Origin of the sequence: Sphingobium boeckii, from assembly GCF_014199215.1 — a bacterium.
GTDB lineage: Bacteria > Pseudomonadota > Alphaproteobacteria > Sphingomonadales > Sphingomonadaceae > Sphingobium_A > Sphingobium_A boeckii.
In genome coordinates this window covers 15,398-36,401 of the sequence record NZ_JACIJC010000006.1, presented here as the reverse complement: position 1 = coordinate 36,401, position 21,004 = coordinate 15,398, and the positions used below count along the sequence as shown (strand labels likewise).

Sequence of the window (21,004 nt, the reverse complement as noted above, 5' to 3'; positions counted from 1 at the left end):
AGTATAACAGTGGAGCGCAAACGGCAAGCGGCTCCGGGAGCAGGGAGTCTCCCGGAGCCGCCGCCCGTGCAAATCCTGCCGCGTTTAGCGATAGAAGTTGCGGATCACGTCGACGACATAGCCGCGCCGGGTATCGATCAGCAGCACGTCGTCATAATGGCGCACCCAGCGCTGGTAACGGCCCGGATTGGGCAGGCGATAGCGCCAGGGATCGGCGATCCAGTAGCGCTGTCCATAATAGCCCGCGCCGATGCGAACGCCGGGGCGAAAGGTCTGATACCGCCAGGGTGCCCGAAAATTGCCGCGGGAATAAAGGCTGCGATTCTGGTCACGATAACCGCGCCAGTCGTTGCGGCCCCAATTACGGTTGCGATCCTGCCGATCCTCGCGATATTCCTGCCGCGCATCCCGCACGTCGCGGCGCTGATCGCGCACCTCGCGCGCCGGTTCGCCGCGGCGGACCGCACGGGTCACATCGCGCTGCTCTTCGCGGATTTCCTGGCGATCGCGCCGCAATTCGCCGCGGGACTGCGCCATGGCTGCGGACGGCATGACCGTCGCCGCCATCAGGCCGATCAAAATCAATTTACGCATCACAAAGCTCCTTCATCTCCAGCGGCCCACGTCTCTCGCGTATTCGCGGGTGGCGCTGCCGATAAACAGGCTTTTGCCCGAGTCGGCCTGAACGATGCGGGAATGGACCTGTCAGCGAAACGAAAGCCTGTGTCGCAAAATGTAATGAGCGGGGCGGGCGGCAACTTCGTCTTTGTCATCCTCGCGAACGCCATGACCGCGCTTCTGGTTGAAACGTCCGAAAGAAGAACAAGCGGGATTTCCGCTTTCGCGGGAATGACAGAAAAGGGGCGAGCCCCTCCCCTCAAATCCAGGGGCGCTCGCGATACCATTTGGTCACGATATATTTGGCGCCGGCGGTCACCGGCAGACCGGCGTGCGTCGTCTCCAGATTGGGTGCACCATCCGGGCCGCAATTGTTCCACGCCAGCAGCAATCCCACGCGCGGCGCAATGCTGATCTTGGCGTGTTTGAACGCCGTTTCCCCGCCGCCCTCGGGCTGGTTGAGATAGATCATCACCGTCCAGGTCCGCTGCCCGGCATGGGCTTCCTGCGCCGGCCAATAGGCTTGATCGACATGGAAGAAATCGTGATGCGGCTTGAATTCCTGGCCCTGGGTGTAGCGCTGTCCCTGCAGCGTTTCGCCGTGGCGCGCATCGATCCCCGTCAGCGCACAGATCCGCGTGTCGATCTCCAGCACCAAGGGATCCCAGCGATCGACATTGCAGCTATAGCTGGTGCGATAGCTTACATCCTCCTTGCTCCCGTAAAGGTCGCTTGGCTGGGCGTTGGCGTCGATCATGTCGATCAGCCCCTGGCATTCGGCGGCGCTCAGGAAATCGGGGCGAACGAACAAAGCCATGGCCTTGATTGGCAATTGCTGCACGCCCGGCGCGGCGCGCAGTGTCTTGCTCACATCAGCGCCGATCCCGGCGATGGCCAGCGATGGCGGCCCACCCGGACCGCGATGGCCCGCCGTCTGCGGCGTGCGACGCTGGCTGTCCGCGGGATCGGGCGGCGGCTTGCCCAGGCGCGTGGTGATATGGCTCATCGACGGATACGCGCCGTCAAACGTCCAGATTCGCCACGTTCAGGGCGTTTTCCTGGATGAACTCCCGGCGGGGTTCCACCACATCGCCCATCAATCGCGTGAAGATTTCGTCGGCCACATCGGCTTGGGAGATTTCCACGCGGAGCATCGCGCGATTCTGCGGATCCAGCGTGGTTTCCCAAAGCTGTTCCGCATTCATCTCGCCCAAGCCCTTGTAGCGCTGGATCGACAGCCCCTTGCGGCCCGCCGCGAGGATCGCATCGAGCAATTCGGAAGGCCGCGACACGCTGACGCCCTTGGCTTCGATGACGGGCGCTTCATCCTCGGCATCCGCATCTGCGCTGGCACCCTTTGGCAAGGTGATCAGCCGCGATACACCCGCATAGCTTTCGATCTGCTCGGCGATCAGCGCATGGAGGCGGCGCGCCTCCTGGCTGACGAGGAACGCCGCTTCGATGATGTGATGATCGGTCACCCCGCGCCACAGGCGTTCGAGATGATAGCCGCCCTCTTCGCTGATCCGCCCGCTCCAGCGACCTTCGGGATCAGCGCGGCCCAGCCAGGCGGCCGCCTGCTGGATCGCGGCCGTCCGCCGTTCGGTGCTCAGATCGGGTTCCAGCGCACCCATCAGCGCCAGCCCCTCGATGATGGCGGGATCGTAGCGCCGCGGCACATAACGCATCAGGCTGCGCATCCGGCGGGCATGATCGACAAGCTGCTTCAGATCCTCTCCGAAACGCGCCCCGCCGCTGGTTTCCAGCTTGTTCATCGAAACGCCGGCTTCGACCAAATAATCGTCTAGCCGCGCATCATCCTTCACATAGACTTCGCTCCGGCCGCGCGCGACTTTGTAGAGCGGCGGCTGGGCGATGTAGAGATGCCCCTTCTCGATGATCTCCGGCATCTGCCGATAGAAGAAGGTCAGCAGCAAGGTCCGGATATGCGCACCGTCCACATCGGCGTCGGTCATGATCACGATCTTGTGATAGCGCAGCTTTTCCAGATTGAAATCGTCGCGGCCGATGCCGGTGCCCATTGCCTGGATCAGCGTGCCGATCTCCTTGGACGAGAGCATCCGATCGAAGCGCGCGCGCTCCACGTTCAGGATCTTGCCCTTCAGCGGCAGGATCGCCTGGATATTGCGATCACGCCCCTGCTTGGCCGAGCCGCCTGCGGAATCGCCCTCGACCAGAAACAGTTCGCACTTGCTGGGATCGCGTTCCTGGCAATCCGCCAATTTGCCCGGCAGCGAGGCGATATCCATCACCCCCTTGCGGCGCGTGAGTTCGCGCGCGCGCTTGGCGGCTTCGCGGGCGGCAGCGGCGTCGATGATCTTGGCGACGATCGAACGCGCGTGCGCCGGATTTTCCTCCAGCCATTCCGCCATCTTGTCCGCCATCAGGCTTTCCATCGGCGAACGCACTTCGGACGAGACGAGCTTGTCCTTGGTCTGCGAGCTGAATTTGGGATCGGGCAGCTTGACCGAGACGATCGCGGTCAGCCCCTCACGCATGTCGTCGCCCGTGAGCGACACCTTTTCCTTCTTCAACAGCCCGGATTTCTCGGCATAGCTGTTCAGGGTGCGGGTCAGTGCGGCGCGGAAGGCCGCCATGTGCGTGCCGCCGTCGCGCTGCGGAATGTTGTTGGTGAAGGCCAGCACATTCTCATAATAGGAATCGTTCCATTCGAGCGCGATATCGATCCCGATATCGTCGCGCTGGCCGTTGATCGCGATCGGCTCCGGAAACAGCGGCGTCTTGGCACGATCGAGATATTGCACGAAGGCCGCGATGCCGCCTTCATAGTATAACTCGTGCTCCACCTTTTCGGCGTGGCGCGCATCCACAAGGAAGACGCGCACGCCCGAATTGAGGAACGCCAGCTCGCGATAGCGATGCTCCAATTTCTCGAAATCGAATTCGACGATCTTGAACGTGGCGGGGCTGGGCAGGAAGGTGACCTTGGTGCCCTTCTTGCCGCCCGACGGACCGACTTCCTTCAGCGGCGCAACCGCATCGCCAAAGGCGAAGCGCATATAATGCTCCTTGCCGTCCCGCCAGATGTTGAGATCCAGCCACTCGGACAGCGCATTGACCACCGAGACGCCCACGCCATGCAGCCCGCCGGACACCTTATAGGCATTGTCGTCGGAGGTGTTCTCGAACTTGCCACCGGCATGGAGCTGGGTCATGATCACTTCGGCGGCGGACACGCCTTCTTCCGCGTGAATTCCGGTGGGAATGCCGCGGCCATTGTCTTCCACGGACACCGATCCATCGGGGTTCAGCGTGATCGTGATCAGGTCGCAATGCCCGGCCAGAGCCTCGTCGATCGCATTGTCCGAAACCTCGAACACCATGTGATGCAGGCCCGAACCATCGTCGGTATCACCGATATACATGCCGGGGCGTTTCCGAACGGCGTCGAGGCCTTTCAAGACCTTGATCGAATCGGCGCCATAGTCGTTGGAATTGGGATTTTCGTGGGTGTCTTTGCTCATCACAGGTCCATAGCGATGCGCGCGCGAAAACCCAAGAAAAACTGACTTTGGGAGATGCCGGCAGCCCGCCTCATATAGGGATTGCGCATGTCGGCTTGAAGGGGGTGCCGCGCGGGCGGCGGTCCGGTCAGCCTGCGGTCCAGCCGCCGTCCACCGACAGGTTCGATCCCGTGATCTGCGAGGCCGCATCGCCGCACAGGAACAGGGCGATCGCCGCCACCTGTTCGGCGGTCACGAATTCCTTGGTGGGCTGCCCGGCCAGCAGCACATCGTTGATCACCTGCTCGCGGGTCATGCCGCGCGCCTTCATCGTATCGGGGATCTGGCCTTCCACCAGCGGGGTCCAGACATAGCCGGGGCTGATGCAATTGGCGGTGATGCCGAACGTCGCCACTTCCAGCGCCACGGTCTTGGTGAAACCGGCCAGGCCATGCTTCGCCGTGACATAAGCCGATTTGAACGGCGAGGCGACCAGCGAATGCGCCGACGCCGTCTGGATGATCCGGCCCCATTTGGCCTGCTTCATATGGGGGATGGCCAGCCGGGTGGTGTGGAAAGCCGCGTTCAGATTGAGCGCGATGATCAGATCCCATTTGTCGACCGGGAATTCTTCCACCGGCGCGACATGCTGCACGCCCGCATTGTTGACGAGGATATCCACGCCGCCGAATGCCGTTGCGGCTTCGGCCATCATCGCCTCGATCTGGTCCACCTTGGTCAGATCATGCCCGCTGTAGAGCGCCTTGCCGCCGCTGATGGCTTCCAGCCCCGCGCGTTCCGTCTCGATCGCCGCGGCGTCGCCAAAGCCGTTGATGACCACATTCGCCCCCTCGGCTGCAAACGCCTTGGCATAAGCGAGGCCGATGCCGGAGGTGGAGCCGGTGATGAGCGCAGTCTTGCCTTTGAGGAACATGGGGCGTGTCGTCCTTTAACGCGGGGTCAGATCGAAAGCGGCGGTCTTGCCGTCCAGGATATTGGTCGCGAGCAGCCCCGCCTTGGAAATCGTGCCCTGCACGGCTTCGCGCCCCGCCGCCCAATGCTCGGCCATCGCGCGCGCCGAAAATTCATAATCCCTCGCGCCGCCTTCCCACGCCGTGGCGCGGTAGATGAGCTGGACCACGTTCACCGCGGACTCATGCGCCATCGCCGCCAGAATTTTGACGTCCGCATCCTCCGCCAGCTCGGGCGGGAGCTTGTCAAGCACAGCGCGGATCGCCTCGCGCTCCTTGCGCAGCTTCAACAGTTCGTCGGACACCTGACGGGTGCGGCTGGAAAAGCGGATTTCCTTCTCGCGCGCCATCACGTCCATGATCGTGCGCGGCATCTCGTGCGAGGCGGGAAACAGGTCGATCTGGAACACCAGGAGATCGCCCGACTGGTTATCGAGCACATGGGTGAGCGGCGTATTGGAGACCAGCCCGCCATCCCAATAATATTTGCCGTCGATTTCCACCGGGGGCAGGCCGGGCGGCAACGCGCCGGACGCCATCACATGGCGCGCGTCGATCCGCTCACTGCGATTGTCGAAATAATGGAAATTGCCGCTCTCGATCTCCACCGCGCCCACGGAAAAGCGCATCGGCCCGCTGTTGAGAAGATCCCAGTCGACCAGATCGTTCAGCGTGCCTGCCAGCGCGCTGCTGTCGTAAAAACTCAGCGCCTCGCAGCTTCCCGGCGCGGCCAGCGTCGGCGGCGTCGGCCGGGGGCTGAAGAATCCCGGCACGCCGAAGGTGGCGACGAAACCGGCGGACCATTCATGGATGAACTCGCGCAACTGGTCATTGTGCCACATCGGAAAGCTCGGCAGCCTAGAAGTGACGATATTCCAGAAGGCCCGCAATGCCTCGACGCGCTTTTCGGGCGGGTTGCCCGCGATCAGCGCGGCATTGACCGCGCCGATCGAAATACCCGCCACCCAGTCGATCTCCACGCCGGTGTCAGCCAGCGATTCGAACACGCCCGCCTGATAGCTGCCCAGCGCGCCGCCGCCCTGCAGCACTAGGGCGACCTGATCGGGCAGCGGCAGCGCCGCGTTCTTCGCGGTGCGTTTCCTCGGGGTCTTGGGATCGTTCAACGCCATGATTGTGCGCTGCAATATCAGATTTTCGCGTGCAGAGCCAAGCTCCATTGCCGCTCCGTCCGATTTGCGCCATCAATCGGCGCAAGGAATGTTTTGAGGGAGGTCGCGATGCGGCTCGACGACGAAGAAGAAAGCAGCAGCTTCGAAGACCGTACTGGCGGCGGCGGGCGCGGCGGCTTCGGCTTTCCCATGGGCGGCGGTGGCGGCGGCCTCCGGCTTGGCGGCGGCAAGATGGGCTGCGGCGGCATCGTCATCATCCTGATCATCGCGCTCGTGATGGGCGTGAACCCGCTGCAATTGCTGGGCGATGGCCAGCTTTCCACGCCCGCGCCGACCAGCCAGGTTGGCCAGCCTGCGGGCGCGCCGGGGGCGGACGGCTCCACGATCGATCCAGGGTTGCGCAGCACCGTGCTCAAGGTGCTGGGATCGACCGAACGGCGCTGGACCGATATATTCGCCGCCAATGGCCAGCGTTATGAAAAGCCCACGCTGGTTTTCTATGCAGACAATGATCAATCCGGCTGCGGCGCGGCGCAATCGGCGATGGGGCCATTTTATTGCCCGGCGGACCAGCGCATCTATCTCGACGTCAGCTTCTTCGATGAACTCGCCACCCGCTTCGGCGCCAAGGGCGATTTCGCGGGCGCCTATGTCATCGCGCATGAGGTGGGCCATCATATCCAGACCATCACCGGCATATCGGACAAGGTGCGCGCCGCGCAAAACCGCGCCAGCCGCGCCGAGGGCAATGCGCTCCAGGTGAAGATGGAGCTTCAGGCGGATTGCTATGCCGGCGTCTGGGCCGCCAATGACAAGAACCTCATGGAACCCGGCGACATGGAAGAAGGCCTCACCGCCGCCAATGCCATCGGCGACGATACGCTGCAGAAAGCCGCCGGCCAGCGCCCCGTGCCCGAAAGCTTCACCCACGGCAGCTCGCAGCAGCGGATGCAATGGCTCAAGCGTGGCCTGGACACGGGCGACCCCGCGCAATGCGATACCTTTGCGGGCGGGATTTGAGCGAAGCGCTCAAACTGCGGAGCCATGCGCTACAGCGTGATGACATTACATGGCTCGGTCATTGCGAGGAGCGCAGCGACGCGGCAATCCAAGGTGGCAAAACCGCTATGGATTGCTTCGCTACGCTCGCAATGACAGGTTGGATCGACCTAAAATCATCGCGCTCTAGATTCCCGCGACCCTGCGCAGCTCTAGGTTGATGCGGGTCTGCCACCCGTCTCCGCTTTGCTTGAACCATTCGACCAGGTCACGATCCAGACGGATCGTGACCGGCTGCTTCGGATCATCGGATTTGGGTCTACCGCGTCGAACAATCTTATTTCCTTGAAAGGCATCCGCCTCCTCAAACCATTCGTCATCCAGCACCGGCCTCACGTCATCCGGGTCGATCGCGCTGTTCGTAATATTTTTGTCTTTCTTTCTCATTGGCTTTCCACATCGTAATAATGCGACGTTCATTTTCCCGAGGCGTCCACACAACGATCACCACCACTTCGTCATTTATCATGCCGACAGTGATTGTTCGCTGTTCCTCGCCGCTGTGCTTTGTGTCGGCACGGGAAAGGTAGAAGCCTGAAAACACCTGCTTTGCATCCGCTAGATCGAGGCCACGCTCCGCAATCACTTTTGCGCGTTTGCCCTCGTCATAGCTTTATCGCATATGTCCGGCCTGCTTTATTTATGTGCATACAATAAATCTGATAGGAAGGCAATAATGTACATACGGAAATAATTTGATCCGATGTCGTCAGGGCGATCTGACGCTAAATCCGCACCAGCATCTTGCCCGTATTCTCACCCGAAAACAGCCCCAGAAACGCATCTGGCGCGGCTTCAAGCCCCTCGTGCACCGTCTCCCGGCTCTCCAGCTTTCCGGCCGCGAGCAAGCCGCCCATATCCTGATAGAATTCGCCCATCCGGTCGAAGAAATCGGTCACGATGAAGCCGCGGATGCGCAGGCGCGCAGCGACGATGCGCATGATATAGCGCAGTTGCACGGGCGTCGCGTCATTGTAACCATGGATCATCCCGCACATCGCGAAATGCGCCCCGTCATTGGCCACCGCGAGCGCGGCATCCAGATGGTCGCCGCCCACATTATCGAAATAAACGTCAATGCCCTTGGGCGCGGCCTCGCTCAGCTTTTTCACCAGCGAGCCTTCGGTCTTGTAATCGATCACCGCATCCGCGCCCAGGCTCTTCACCCAGGCGCATTTGTCCGCCCCGCCCGCGCTGCCGATCACGGTCATGCCCTTGGCCTTGGCGATCTGCGTCACGGTCGATCCCACCGCGCCCGCCGCCGCCGAGACGAACACGGTGTCGCCTGCCTTCGCCTGCCCCACGTCGAGCAGGCCGAACCAGGCGGTCATCCCCGGCATTCCGAGCATTCCGAGGAACACCTGCGGCGCTACGCCGAGCGCGGGCAGCTTGGTGAACTGCGCCGCCGGCCCCTGCGCGGAATCGCGCCAGCCGAACATGTGCTGCACCAGATCGCCCACGGCCAGGCCATCCGCCTGGCTTTCGATCACTTCGCCGATCGCGCCGCCGTGCATCGGCTCACCCAGTTCGAACGGCGCGGCATAGCTTTTGGCGTCATTCATCCGCCCGCGCATATAGGGATCGACCGACATCCAGAGGTTGCGCACGCGCACCTCACCCGCGCCGATCGGCGCGTCCGCGATCTCGCACAGTTCGAAATTGTCATGATCGGGCAGGCCCGTGGGCCGTGATTTCAGAGTCCAGGCGCGGGTCATCATCATCTCCTAAAAACGGGCTGGTCGCGCAGTCGCGATCTTGCGGCATCAGTCTAGAGCGAAATCCACCGCACGGCCAATCCGCTACGGAAAAGGTGAGCCCCCCGGGCGGCACGAAGCCGTTGCATCGGGCGCTGGGCGACGTTAAAAAAGCCGTGCAGCGATGCTGCGGCAGGGAGCGGGGCTGTAGCTCAGATGGGAGAGCGCTGCGTTCGCAATGCAGAGGTCAGGAGTTCGATCCTCCTCAGCTCCACCAGCTCCGCCCGTTTCAAAAAAACAGGTGAAATCAGCCCTCGCTGTTCAGCCGATCGACCAATTGCTGGATCTCGGCGGGCTCCAGGATCCAGGTGCGCGTCTTGCGGCCTTCGCGGCGGACGGGCTGGGTCAGCAGGATCCGCGCCTCGGCCTGTGCGAAGGGCTTGAACGCCGCGAAATGCTGAGCGCAATCGCGGATCGTGCCGATCACGGGCGTGGTCCCGTCCAGATCGATGAGCGTGGCGGGCTGGTCCCAGGGGATGGAAAGCATCGGCGTCCTTTCGGGTTGAGACTTCCCTTTTGCAGAAAAGCGCAGCCGATCAAATCCCCTGTCGGCGCTTCCGATATCGTCCGCCAAGACCATTCATGGATCTCACCCCACGGCGCGGTGCGGCTCCGCCAGCCAGGCAGTCATCTCGGCCCCCGGCATCGGCCGGCCGAACAGCCAGCCCTGCAGCCGGGCGCAGCCGGCGCGGCGCATGATCATCGCCTGCTCGGCAGTCTCCACGCCTTCGGCGGTCACCGGCAGATCGAGCGCGTCGCCGATCGCCACGATCGCGCGCGCCATGTCCGCCGCTTTCTGGCGCAGCGCGGCCTGCGCGATGAAGCTCTTGTCGATCTTGATGCTGTCGAACGAAAGCCGGCGCAGATAGCCGATGCTGGCAAAGCCCGTACCGAAATCGTCGAGCGCGATGCGCACCCCCATCGCGCGGAGCTGCTCCAGAATCTCGCGCGCGGCTTCGGGCCGGCGCAGCAGATAGCTTTCCGTGATCTCCAGCTCCAGCCGGTGCGCGGGAAAGCCGGTTTCATCCAGCACGTCGCGCACGGTGCGCGCCAGCCCGCGGTCCCAGAATTGCGCGGGGGAGAGGTTCACTGCCACGTCCACGCCCCAGTGCAGCGCTTCCGAACAGGAGGTCGCGAGCACGCTGCGGCCGAGCGCGATGATCAGACCGCTCTGCTCGGCGATCGGGATGAAGATATCCGGCGCGATCATCCCGTGTTCGGCGTGCGACCAGCGCGCCAGCGCCTCCACGCAGACGATCTGGTGATCGCGGGCGGACACGATCGGCTGAAACACCACGCCGATCTCGTCGCGCTGGATCGCGGCGCGCAGATCGCGCTCCATCCGCTTGCGTGTGTCCCGCCCGGTATCGAGCGAAGGATCATAGACCCGCCAGCAATTCTTGCCCGCGGCCTTGGCGGCATACATCGCCGCATCGGATCGGTAGATCACCTTTTCCGCGGTATCATTGTCGCCGCCCCGGCTTTCCGCCACGCCGATGCTGATCCCCAGCGAGACGCCATAGCCGCCCACTACGAACGGCGCGCGAAACGCCTCGATGATCGTGTCCGCCAGTCGCTCGACCACGCCGATCTCGCGATCGATCAGCAGCATAGCGAATTCGTCGCCGCCCACGCGTGCCAGCAATTCGCCATCGCCGCCGATCATCGGGAATCGCGCCGCCGCCTCGCGCAGCAGTTCGTCGCCGGCACCATGGCCATAAACGTCGTTGGTTTCCTTGAATCCATCCAGATCCATATAGAGCAGGGTGACCGGCGTGCCCGCCCCGAAACAGGCGTCGAGCCGGTCCAGCATCGCGCGGCGGTTGCACAGGCCCGTCAGCGTATCGTGATAGGCCAGATGCTGCGCGCGCGTTTCGCTGAGCTGAAGCGCATCCACCGCGCGGCGCGCGCGGCCCAGGATCATTCCTGCGGCCAGCAGGGCGACGATGCCCACGATCAGGAAGGCGGGCAGGATGTCATGCCGCAGCGCGGTGCCGGGCTTTTGCATCGCCCATGCCAGCGCACCCACGCGCGAGCCGCCCGCGCCATGGAGCGGCACCTGATGCCAGCCTTCCGGCAACGCACCGGTCAGGAGCCTGTATCCAAGCCCGTGGCTTTCGCCGCCCATGCCCGCCAGGAAGGCGGCGTTCACCTCGGTCGCCACGATCATGGCATAGGGGCGTCCGGGCGGCAGTTGCACCTTGGACGTCAGCGGCACGATCGCCGCCACGGAATAGATATAGAGCGTGTCGCCCGCACGGCTAAAGCCCGAAACGATCGGATCGCTGCTGGCCGGCATCTTGCGCACCGCGTCCAGGCTGTGCGCAAAGGCGGGGCCGATCAGCGTGCGGGGGTCCGCGCCCGAACGGTCCCGGCGGCCCTTGCTGTAAGCGTAGATCGGGCGATCCTGGCCATCGACCACGATCACATATTCATAGCCGCGCGTATTGCCGAGATAGGGGCCAAGATTGTCGTCCGCCCAGCCACTGTCGAACCGCTGCACCAGATGAAGCACGGCCTCATCCCACATCGCGTAATCCCGCAGATCGTGAACCACCATTTCGGCGGCGTTGCGGACCGCGGTCTGCACGATCTCGATCTCGCGCGTCTGCTCCATCTTGTCCTGCACATGGGTCAGGTGCAGCAGCATGACGAAGATGAAACTGAAGCTGGTGCCGATCAGCAGCGCGATCGGCAATAGATATTGCGCCGGTAGATATCTTTTAAGTCTGTTTAACCGATCATGCACGCAACGCCTCACAGTCCCCGTCCGGGGCTGTAACCGGCGTTAGTTAACAGAGGCTTAGAGATTGTCCCGCGCGCCACGGACTTTGCTTCCAGAACGGACCCTTTTGCGGGCTTTGAGTGTTCTCCCTTGAATGATGGCGCAGGAAAGCGCATCGGAGCCGCGCAGAAGCTGGGGCGAATCTCGGCATACAGGGAATTGACGACATATGAGTGGTTACAAGGATCCGGCGTTTCAGGATCGCATCGCGCTGGCAGCCGCCGCGCGGCAAAAGGCGCTGGACAAATTGAAGGCGAAGCCGCCGGTGGACGAGGCCGTGCTGGCCGAGCGTCGCGCCGCGCGTGAAGCCAAGGAAGCCGCCGAAGCCGAGAAGCGCGCCGCCCGCAAGCTCGCGATGGAACAGGCCAAGGCCGAAAAGGAAGCTGCCAAAAAGGCGGCCGCCCCCGTGGTCAAGACCGCCGAAGAGCTGAAGGCCGCACGCGACGCGCGCTACGCCGCCCGGAAGAAAAACAAGAAATAGGCCGCTATATCCGGGCTTTCGCCTCTGGCGCGGCCCGGAACAGGCGTTTCAGCATTCGCCGGACCATGATGAGCACGGCCACCGCCGCCAGCGTGAGCGCCACCGCGATCACGACCGCCGCCACCGGATTGGCCAGCGCCAGCAATAGCAATCCGCCCGTCGCGACATCCTCTCCGGTGGAGACCGCGATGTTGCTGAACGGTTCGGGGCTGGCGTTGACCACCGCGCGCGTGCCGGCCTTCGCGCCATGGCTCAAAAGCGCCGCGCCGCCGCCCAGCAACAGGCTCGCGACCTGCCATGCCGGATCCTGCGCATCCACGATCGCCAGCGCCAGCAGGGCGCCGCCCGCGGGCCGGATCAGCGTGTGGACCGCATCCCAGGCCGAATCGAGCCACGCCACCTTGTCCGCAAAGAATTCGACGATCAGCCCCAGCGCCGCGATGCCGATCACCCAGGGATTGGCCAGCACATCGAGCGCCGCCAGATGCTCGGGCAGCGCCACCCAGCCCGTGCGCATCGCCAGCCCCGTAGCGAAGACGCACAGATAGAGCCGCCAGCCCGAGAGCAGGCTGACGCTGGCGGCAAGCCCGATCAGTTCCACAGCGCCCATAAGACAGGCTTGCACAGCCGCGCCGCCCGCGCAAACATCAAAAACCGGTTCCCACGATCCCCTCAACTGTTCTAGCGGGAGAGCATGACCGCGCCGCCCCCCATTCCCGCCGCCACGCTCGTGCTGTTTCGCGCGGGCGACCATGGCGCGCCCGAACTGCTGATGGTGGAGCGCGCGGGCGGCATGGCCTTTGCCGCGGGGGCGCTCGTCTTTCCCGGCGGGCGCGTCGATCCCGACGACCATGCGCTGGCCGCGTCCTTCCCCGCGCACGACGGGGACGAGGCAGCCGCGCGCATCGCGGCGATCCGCGAGACGCTGGAGGAAAGCGGCCTCCCGATCGGCTTTGCGCACATGCCCGACGCGGAAGAGACCTCCGCGATGCGCGCCGCCCTGGCGGCGGGCGAAGCGTTCAGCGCGATCCTGGCGCGGCGCGGCCATGCGCTCGATCCCGAAGCGCTCACCCCCTGGGCGCGCTGGTGCCCCAATTTCAAGGAAGCCCGGTCCTTCGATACGCGCTTCTATATCGCCCGCCTCCCCGCCGGATCGCCTGCCGCTACCGTGGACGAGACAGAGAATGTGCATCTTTTCTGGGCCAGCGCGCAGACCGTGCTCGATATGGTGGCGCGCGGCGAGGCCAAAGCCATCTTCCCCACGCGGCGCAATCTGGAGCGGCTCGCACTCTTCGCCGACTTCGACGGCGCGGCCAGCCATGCAACGAACATCCCCATCCGCCTGATCCAGCCCTGGGTGGAGCCGCATCCCGATGGCGATCTGCTCCGCATCCCCGATGATCAGGGCTATCCGGTCACGACCGAACCCGTGGCGAGCGCCCGGCGCTTCTGATGGCGCGCCGCAGGGCCAGAAGACGCGGCTGGTGCCAGCGCCGGATCCTCACGATCCTGATCGTGCTGACCCTGCTCGCCGGCGCAGCCCTGCTCCTGCTCGCCCGCACCCGCCCGCAGGATCTGCCCTGGACCCCGCTCGATCTCGCCCAGCCCATGGGCCTGTTCACCGGCCGCAAGATCGCCGCGCTCGGCGCTCAACCCGCGCTTTGCCGTCAGCTCATGATCCGCGCCGGCGCGCAGAATGACGTCATGCCGCCCTTCGGGGGAGACGGCGAATGCCGCGTGGCAAATCCGGTCAAGCTCGGCGGCGGATCGCGCGCGATCACGCTGCGGCCGCACAATCCGGCGATGACCTGCCCGGTGGCCGCGGGCATGGCGGTGTGGGAATGGGAGGTGATCCAGCCCGCCGCGCGCCGCATCCTGGGTCAGCGCGTCGATGCGATCGAGCATATCGGCACCTATAATTGCCGCCAGATCCGCGGCGGCGGCCCGCTCAGCCAGCACGCCACCGCCAACGCCATCGACATCGGCGCGTTCATGCTGGGCGACGGCACGAAGGTCAGCGTGCTCGATGACTGGACGAAAGGCGGCCCCAAAGCCCAATTCCTCCGCGCCGTCCGCGACGGAAGCTGCGGCCTGTTTTCGACGGTGCTCTCCCCGGATTACAACGCCGCCCACGCCAACCACCTGCATCTGGATCAGGCCGCGCGCGGGGCACGGGGTTGGCGGACGTGTAAGTGAACTGCCGCCGCTCCCGCAGGAACGGCGGTCTTGAAGCTCACTTCTTCTTGGGCAGGATCGGGTAGTAGACGCCCGGATGCTCAGCGGTCAGATCCACTTCGGTCACGTCAAGATCCCAATGCGAAATCGTGAATTCCCAGCGCTTCTTTTCGCCGGCGACATAAGCGTCAATATCAGGATAAAGCTCCTGAATGATCTCGCCGCGGGTTTTTGTGAGCGGCTTGACCGTGCTCGGCGGCGGGGACACGCTGACGATCATGAAATCCCATGACGGCTCGATCGAGTGGCCGGAATTTGCATAAACGGTCGAACTGGTCGTGACGCCCTGTTTGATCTGATATTCCATGATCGGACGATGCCATTTCAGATACAGCGCCAACCATTCATCCTGCTTGCCGGGAGGTGTCTTATAATAGCTGACGCCCAGGCGCGGGCGGTCCGGCAGCGAGCGCCCTGACAGCGCCTGCGCCGATGCCGAGGTGGCCGCGATGGGTGTCAGAAACGCCCCCATCAGCAATGCGGCGGTCAAACGGACTGATTTCTTCATATTCTTGCCTTTCTCTTCGTTGGAACTGCGTTGGAATGGAGCCGTCAAAACTTTGCGCTGAAGGCCAGGTAGAAACTTCTGCCGATCACATCGTAAGTGCTGGCCTCGGTCGCGCCGGCGACGCCATTGACGATCAGCGGCTGCTTGTTGGTGAGGTTATTGATGCCGCCACGCAGCGCATAATCGTCGCTCACGCGGACCTCGGCGAATGCGTCGAACAGACTGTAGGAAGGCACGCCGGGAGCCGTCGCCGCAGGGTTGGTCGCGCGCGCCGCGGCTTCCATCGCGCCCAGATAGCGCCAGCGTCCGCCCAGGGTCAGCGCTTGGTCGCGATAGGACAGCGTGCCGACGGACTTCCATTTCGGTAGCGATCCCGGCTGGCTGGTGGATGTGCCGCCCACGGTGCCCGCATAATCGGCATAGCTGCCGCCCGGCGTTGTCTGCACCTTGAAGCTGTGGAGATAGGTGACGACGGCGTTCAGATTGAGCGAAGCCTCTGGCGACAGTCCCACTGCATCCAGGCCAATGCGCCAGTCCGCCTGGAAATCGATTCCCCGCGTCTTGTAGCCGCCCAGATTCTGGGTGGGCTGCAACACATTGGTGATCCGGCCCGTGGCTGGGTCGCGCGTGATATTGCTGCAGAAGAAGTTGTCCGCGGCGAGCGTGGGGTTGGAGCCATCGACATTGAAGCATTTCTGGACGCTGAGCAGAGACGAAACGACGCCGATCGCGCCCTTCACGCGGATATCGTAATAATCGACCGACAAGGCGATGTTGGAAAACCATGGCGTCGCAAAGCGCGGGTTGAAGGTGGTGCCAATAGTGTAGGTGTCAGCGACCTCGGGCCTGAGGTCACGATTGCCAACGCTGGTCGCGTCGCTGTCATTCTGCAGACTGGCCCAGCTGTCGATCAGCGCAAGCGGCACCCCCTGAGCGAGGCAGAGCGCGCGCGCCGCGGCAGCATTGCTGCCGGTTCGGGCGGGATTGGCCACGTTGCAGGGATCACCCTGTCCATTCTGAGGAAGGCCGAACGAGGGTGTCGAACCGCTTGGCGCAGCGAACAATTCGCCCACCGAAGGCGCGCGGACGGCGCGGGCATAGCCGCCGCGGATATGCACCGCCGCGATCGGCTCCCAATTGCCGTCTGCCTTGTAGGTGTGGACGCCGCCGGCAAGGTTATAGTCGGAATAGCGATAGCCAAGGCTGAGCTCGAGCGACTTGATCAGCGGGAGATCGGACAGAAGCGGGAGGAGGAATTCGGCATAGGCTTCTTTCACATTGCTCGATCCTTCGCTGGCGCGGGTAAAGGGAACGCCCACCACGTCGCCCGCAGACAGGATCGCATCCGGTCGGTTTTCATAGCTGTTGCGTCGATAGCCCACCCCGGCGGCGAACCGGGCCGCGCCGCCCGGCAACGTAAACAGCCGCCCCTGCAGCGTGGCCTCGACAACATCCTGTTTGAGGATGACGTCCCGCACCGGAGCAGCCACCAGATAAGCCTTGCACGAGTCCGAAAGGGCGTTGATGCCGAACGGATTATATCCGCCCGTGCACAGGCTCGCCCCGCCGTCAGGCGCGGCAATCAACGCCGCGAGCGAAGATTTCAACACCGACCCTGGCGACTGTTCGTGAATGTTCGTCCGCCCGGTCGATCCATAGATTTCCCAGGTGCCATCCAGCGCGCGGAAATGGCCCCGCGCGCCCGCAAGGATCTGATAAGTCTCCAGATTGCGGTTCGTGACGCGCGGCCCGGCTTCATAAAAGCGCTTTTCCAAAGTGACGTTGGCGTTCGGATTCGCCCGTGAGGCGAGCAGAGGCCGGAGCGCCGCCGGGATGAACGCATTGGTGATCGGAATGCTGAGCGATGTGTTGCCCGCCTCGGCCACGCTGAACGTGTCATATTGCGCGTAATTGCCCTGCGCGAAGATCGTGATGTCGTCGGTCAGATCAAAGCTGGCGCGCCCGAAGGCACTATAGCGTTCAAGCGGCGACTGCAGCGTCAGAAACGCGTTCAGATTATTGACCTGCCGCCCCGTGCTGTAAAGTAAACCGCCCTGATTGCCGCGCAGGTTGAACACGCCATTGCTGGCGCTGAAGATCGTGCCGTCCGCGTTGAAGCTCAGTCCCGATCCCCGCACCACGGATCCCGCGGCCACGCCATATTGCGCAAACAAGGCGTCGATACTGGCCTGGCTGGGCGCATTTGCCCCGGGCGCATAGACGCCGGTGGGCAAGCGCAAATCGGTCCCGCCCTGATTGGCGCGGAAGAAGGCGCGCGACTGATAATCGATCGTGTCGCGGTGCGAATAGGAGCCCGAAACAGTGATATTCCCGCGACCGGCGGCGAAATTCGTGCCCGCTGTCACGGTGACATCGGCCGCCGCGCCGTCCCCTTGGGACGATAGGCCATATTGGCCGTCGAGCTGAAGCCCTTCGAACTTCTGCTTGGTCTTCACATTGACCACGCCTGCAATCGCGTCCGATCCATAGACGGCGGACGCGCCCCCGGTGATCACCTCGACGCTGTCGATCAGTGCGCTCGGGATGGTGTTGAGATCTACCACCTGCTGGATATTGGAGGGCTGGAGACGACGCCCGTCGAGCAAGACAAGGTTCCGGAACGTGCCAAGGCCACGCAGATTGAGCGATGCCTGTCCGCTCGTATTATAGCCGGTCTGCGTCGCATTTTCGCCGAGGCCGAACTGGGGAAGCTGCGAAAGAGACTTGTCCAGCGTAAGCTGGCCGGTGTTTTTGATGCTGTCCTGTGTGATCGTGGTGATCGGCGAATCCGAAACATAGTCTCGGCGCGCGATGCGCGATCCGGTGACGACGATATCACCCGTCTCCTCGCCCGCTGCTTCCCCCGATCCTTCTGGAAGCGCCGCATCTTGCGCGAGTGCTGCGCCCGAAATGGAAAGCGCCGCCGCGCCGATCATCAAGCGCGTGAGCACGCTGCCATGGAACGCTGAATCGAGAATGCGCATTGTTTGCTGAGACCCCTTGTTTCGATGGGCCGGCCTTATGCAAATATATTGTCTACTGAATAGATAGAAAATGTTATTTGCATTTCTTGACAGCGAGCGGACATGCGCAATGCGCATGTCCGGAAATCGTGATTATTTTCTGCCGAGGGCCGCGCGCATCGTGTCGCCGTCGATTTCGGGCCGGATCAGCCATATCTCCAAACCAATAAATCCCCCATGCACGAATCTTGCCAATTGTTGCATCGCTCACAAGTTGGTAACCGGTGATCCATGATGACGCGCCTGAAGGAGTGGGCATGAACGACGTTGCGACCATGGAAGCGCCGATGACGGCGGAGGCGGCGCGGGCCGTGACGGATGGGCTGTCGGTGGTCTCGATCGCCAAGGCCTATGACAAGCGCGCCGTGCTGTCTGATGTTTCGCTCTCCGTCGCGCGCGGGGAGGTGGTCGGGCTGCTCGGGCCGAATGGCGCGGGCAAGACGACCTGCTTCTATTCGATCATGGGGCTGGTGAAGCCCGATTCGGGGCGCATCCTGCTGGATGGCGATGATATCACGGGGCTGCCCATGTATCGCCGCGCGATCCTGGGCCTGGGCTATCTGCCGCAGGAAACCTCCATCTTCCGCGGGCTGACGGTGGCGCAGAACATTTCCTCGGTGCTCGAAATGGCGGAGCCGGACAAATCGGTGCGCGCCGCGCGGCTCGATCAGTTGCTCGATGAGTTCGGGCTGCAAAAGCTCCGCAATTCGGCCGCCATGGCGCTGTCCGGCGGTGAACGCCGTCGATGCGAGATCGCACGCGCGCTGGCCGCCACCCCCTCGATCATGCTGCTTGATGAGCCGTTCGCGGGCATCGATCCCATCTCCATCGCCGATATCCGCGATCTGGTGAAGGATCTGAAGCGCCGCGATATCGGCGTGCTGATCACCGATCACAATGTGCGTGAGACGCTCGATATCGTCGATCGCGCCTGCATCATCTATGATGGCCGCGTGCTGTTCGCCGGCTCCCCCGAAGAGCTGGTGGCCGACGAGAATGTCCGCCGCCTGTATCTCGGCGAGGGCTTCGCGCTTTGATTCTCCCACCCGTCATTGCGAGCGCAGCGAAGCAATCCAGAGTTTCGGGACGGATTCTGGATGGCTTCGCTGCGCTCGCCATGACGGTTTAGGGCGCGATAGTCATGGGCCTCGGCCCCCGCCTCGATCTCCGCCAGAGCCAGTCTCTGGTGATGACGCCGCAATTGCAGCAGGCGATCAAGCTGCTTGCGCTCTCCAATCTGGAGATCGAAGCCTATATCGCCGAGGAACTGGAAAAGAATCCGCTGCTCGAAAATGGCGGCGATAGCGAGCGCACCGCCGATACGCCTGACGACAGCAGCGATTTCGCGCCTGAACCATCGGGGGAGGATGCCGGCGCTGCCGATGAATTCGGCGATGTCGCCGGCGATCCCGTCACCGCGGACCGGCTGATGGAGACGGGCGACGCGGGCAGCGATGCCCCGCTCGACGTGGATTATGCCGCCGAGACCTTCCATCATGACAGCGCATCGGACAGCGCACAGGGCATGGATGGCGCGCTCGGCCTCACGGGCGCGACCGGATCGGGCTTCAGCGAGGATGGCCCCGATTTCGAGAGCATGGCCGCGGACGATCTTTCGCTTCACGATCATCTGCTCGCCCAGGCGGGCACCGTGCTGTCTGGCGGTGATTATCTCATCGCCACGCATCTGATCGATCAGATCGACGATGCCGGCTATCTTACTACGCCGCTGCTCGATACCGCGCAGCGTCTGGGTGCGCCGCTGCATCAGGTGGAGGCCGTGCTGGGCGTGATCCAGAGCTTCGATCCCACCGGCGTCGGCGCGCGCCATCTGGGCGAATGCCTCGCGCTGCAGGCGAAAGAGGCAGATCGCTATGATCCCTGCATGGCGCGGTTGCTCGACAATCTCGATCTGGTCGCGGCGGGCAAGATTGCGCAGTTGAAGCGCATGTGCGGCGTGGATGATGAAGATATGGCGGACATGATCCGCGAACTCCGCAGCTATGATCCCAAGCCCGGTCTGCGCTTCGGCGGGGAGCGGGTCCAGGCGGTCACCCCCGATGTGTTCGTGCAACAGCGCGGCGCGGGCTGGGCGATCGAGATCAATAGCGCCACGCTGCCGCGCCTGCTGGTCAACCGCAGCTATTATACCGAGCTGTCCGGCGGGCAGCAGGACAAGAACAGCAAGGCGTGGCTATCCGAAGCGCTCGCCAGCGCCAATTGGCTGATCAAGGCGCTCGATCAGCGGCAGCGCACGATTATCAAGGTTGCAACCGAATTGGTTAAGCAACAGGAAAAGTTTTTCACCCATGGGGTTGCCCATCTGCGTCCGCTGACGCTCAAGATGGTGGCCGATGCGATCGGGATGCACGAAAGCACGGTCAGCCGCGTGACCAGCAACAAATATGTGAGCTGCGCGCGCGGCCTTTATGAACTCAAATATTTCTTCACCAGCGCGATCCAGTCGTCCGACGGCGGCGATGCGGTGTCCGCCGAAGCGGTGAAGAGCCATATCAAGGCGCTGATCGCCGCCGAAGATCCCAAAAAGATCCTGTCGGACGATACATTGGTCGATCTGCTCCGCGACAAGGGCTTCGACATTGCGCGCCGCACGGTCGCCAAATATCGCGAGGCGCTGGGCATCGGCAGCTCGGTCCAGCGGCGGCGTCAAAAGGCGCTGGAGAACAGGGCGGCGTAGATTACAAAAACCGTTTGTCCCGATCGAAGTCGAGGGACGTTGGACCAAGCCCCACTTCCCTCAAATGGGCTCGGGACAAACGGTGGAAACACGCTTCCCCCCTCCCGCCAATTCAGTTAACACGCATCCATCCCCGGGGGACCCTGCGCACAGGGTTGAGAGGCGTCTGCATCGGACGCGACCCGCCGAACCTGATCCGGTTGACACCGGCGTAGGGAGGGAGTGCGGTCATCCACCGCCCTTCATCCCGCAATTGG

General features: G+C 63.3%; 19 protein-coding genes, 1 tRNA gene and 1 riboswitch. Of the genes, 7 read left to right on the top strand and 13 right to left on the bottom strand.

Translation table 11 applies throughout. The features are described from left to right. Positions 1-84: 84 nt before the first annotated feature. The 5 genes from FHS49_RS17665 to FHS49_RS17645 all read right to left on the bottom strand — a co-directional run bounded on the left by FHS49_RS17665 (position 85) and on the right by FHS49_RS17645 (position 6,204). On the bottom strand, positions 85-594 hold the full coding sequence (locus FHS49_RS17665) for an RcnB family protein (RefSeq protein WP_184021384.1): 510 nt from the start codon (positions 592-594) through the stop codon (positions 85-87). Positions 595-877: 283 nt separating this feature from the next. After that, positions 878-1,624, bottom strand: coding sequence for a prolyl hydroxylase family protein (locus FHS49_RS17660; protein WP_184021382.1), 747 nt, complete (start codon positions 1,622-1,624; stop codon positions 878-880). A gap of 16 nt (positions 1,625-1,640) precedes the next feature. Next, a complete protein-coding gene (gene gyrB, locus FHS49_RS17655; RefSeq protein WP_184021380.1) occupies positions 1,641-4,124 on the bottom strand; it encodes a DNA topoisomerase (ATP-hydrolyzing) subunit B in 2,484 nt (827 codons plus the stop codon). A gap of 127 nt (positions 4,125-4,251) precedes the next feature. Next, a complete protein-coding gene (locus FHS49_RS17650) occupies positions 4,252-5,037 on the bottom strand; it encodes a 3-hydroxybutyrate dehydrogenase (RefSeq protein WP_184021378.1) in 786 nt (261 codons plus the stop codon). Positions 5,038-5,052: 15 nt separating this feature from the next. Then, on the bottom strand, positions 5,053-6,204 hold the full coding sequence (locus FHS49_RS17645) for a patatin-like phospholipase family protein (protein WP_184021712.1): 1,152 nt from the start codon (positions 6,202-6,204) through the stop codon (positions 5,053-5,055). A gap of 108 nt (positions 6,205-6,312) precedes the next feature. On the opposite strand from FHS49_RS17645, the gene ypfJ reads away from it, so the two are divergent. Continuing rightward, positions 6,313-7,224, top strand: a complete 912-nt coding sequence (gene ypfJ, locus FHS49_RS17640; RefSeq protein WP_184021375.1) for a KPN_02809 family neutral zinc metallopeptidase — start codon at positions 6,313-6,315, stop codon at positions 7,222-7,224. A gap of 165 nt (positions 7,225-7,389) precedes the next feature. On the opposite strand, the gene FHS49_RS17635 is transcribed toward ypfJ, so the two are convergent. The 3 genes from FHS49_RS17635 to FHS49_RS17625 all read right to left on the bottom strand — a co-directional run bounded on the left by FHS49_RS17635 (position 7,390) and on the right by FHS49_RS17625 (position 8,978). Further along, positions 7,390-7,650, bottom strand: a complete 261-nt coding sequence (locus FHS49_RS17635) for a BrnA antitoxin family protein (RefSeq protein WP_184021371.1) — start codon at positions 7,648-7,650, stop codon at positions 7,390-7,392. Continuing rightward, a complete protein-coding gene (locus FHS49_RS17630; RefSeq protein WP_184021369.1) occupies positions 7,601-7,849 on the bottom strand; it encodes a BrnT family toxin in 249 nt (82 codons plus the stop codon). The genes FHS49_RS17635 and FHS49_RS17630 overlap by 50 nt, the downstream gene beginning before the upstream one ends. 139 nt (positions 7,850-7,988) lie before the next feature. Continuing rightward, positions 7,989-8,978, bottom strand: a complete 990-nt coding sequence (locus FHS49_RS17625) for an NADP-dependent oxidoreductase (RefSeq protein ID WP_184021709.1) — start codon at positions 8,976-8,978, stop codon at positions 7,989-7,991. A 180-nt stretch (positions 8,979-9,158) separates the two neighbouring features. Between FHS49_RS17625 and FHS49_RS17620 the strand changes: the two genes are divergently transcribed. After that, positions 9,159-9,234, top strand: a tRNA-Ala gene (locus tag FHS49_RS17620). A 30-nt stretch (positions 9,235-9,264) separates the two neighbouring features. Here FHS49_RS17620 and FHS49_RS17615 read toward each other — a convergent pair. Further along, complete coding sequence (locus FHS49_RS17615) at positions 9,265-9,504, bottom strand: hypothetical protein (protein WP_184021367.1); 240 nt, start codon at positions 9,502-9,504, stop codon at positions 9,265-9,267. 102 nt (positions 9,505-9,606) lie between these two features. Beyond that, complete coding sequence (locus FHS49_RS17610) at positions 9,607-11,715, bottom strand: putative bifunctional diguanylate cyclase/phosphodiesterase (RefSeq protein WP_184021365.1); 2,109 nt, start codon at positions 11,713-11,715, stop codon at positions 9,607-9,609. Positions 11,716-11,971: 256 nt separating this feature from the next. On the opposite strand from FHS49_RS17610, the gene FHS49_RS17605 reads away from it, so the two are divergent. Next, positions 11,972-12,283: a DUF6481 family protein gene (locus FHS49_RS17605; RefSeq protein ID WP_184021363.1), complete on the top strand. Its 312-nt coding sequence runs from the start codon at positions 11,972-11,974 to the stop codon at positions 12,281-12,283. A gap of 4 nt (positions 12,284-12,287) precedes the next feature. On the opposite strand, the gene FHS49_RS17600 is transcribed toward FHS49_RS17605, so the two are convergent. Then, positions 12,288-12,893: a DUF4126 domain-containing protein gene (locus tag FHS49_RS17600; protein WP_184021362.1), complete on the bottom strand. Its 606-nt coding sequence runs from the start codon at positions 12,891-12,893 to the stop codon at positions 12,288-12,290. Between the two features lie 84 nt (positions 12,894-12,977). Between FHS49_RS17600 and FHS49_RS17595 the strand changes: the two genes are divergently transcribed. Continuing rightward, on the top strand, positions 12,978-13,736 hold the full coding sequence (locus FHS49_RS17595; RefSeq protein ID WP_184021360.1) for an NUDIX domain-containing protein: 759 nt from the start codon (positions 12,978-12,980) through the stop codon (positions 13,734-13,736). Continuing rightward, positions 13,736-14,479 (top strand): extensin-like domain-containing protein, encoded by a 744-nt coding sequence (locus tag FHS49_RS17590; protein ID WP_184021358.1) that lies wholly within the window; start codon positions 13,736-13,738, stop codon positions 14,477-14,479. The genes FHS49_RS17595 and FHS49_RS17590 overlap by 1 nt, the downstream gene beginning before the upstream one ends. Positions 14,480-14,516: 37 nt before the next feature. On the opposite strand, the gene FHS49_RS17585 is transcribed toward FHS49_RS17590, so the two are convergent. Both FHS49_RS17585 and FHS49_RS17580 read right to left on the bottom strand, forming a co-directional pair. Then, positions 14,517-15,026: a hypothetical protein gene (locus FHS49_RS17585; RefSeq protein WP_184021356.1), complete on the bottom strand. Its 510-nt coding sequence runs from the start codon at positions 15,024-15,026 to the stop codon at positions 14,517-14,519. Between the two features lie 44 nt (positions 15,027-15,070). After that, positions 15,071-18,010 (bottom strand): TonB-dependent receptor domain-containing protein, encoded by a 2,940-nt coding sequence (locus FHS49_RS17580; RefSeq protein ID WP_184021354.1) that lies wholly within the window; start codon positions 18,008-18,010, stop codon positions 15,071-15,073. 296 nt (positions 18,011-18,306) lie between these two features. Here FHS49_RS17580 and lptB point away from each other — a divergent pair, with 296 nt between their 5' ends. Both lptB and rpoN read left to right on the top strand, forming a co-directional pair. Beyond that, positions 18,307-19,086 carry an LPS export ABC transporter ATP-binding protein gene (gene lptB / locus FHS49_RS17575; protein WP_184021352.1) on the top strand — a complete coding sequence of 260 codons (780 nt, stop codon included), beginning with the start codon at positions 18,307-18,309 and terminating at the stop codon, positions 19,084-19,086. Between the two features lie 104 nt (positions 19,087-19,190). Then, a complete protein-coding gene (rpoN, locus tag FHS49_RS17570; RefSeq protein WP_184021350.1) occupies positions 19,191-20,747 on the top strand; it encodes an RNA polymerase factor sigma-54 in 1,557 nt (518 codons plus the stop codon). Positions 20,748-20,871: 124 nt separating this feature from the next. Next, positions 20,872-20,982: riboswitch (TPP riboswitch) on the top strand. Positions 20,983-21,004 lie beyond the last annotated feature (22 nt).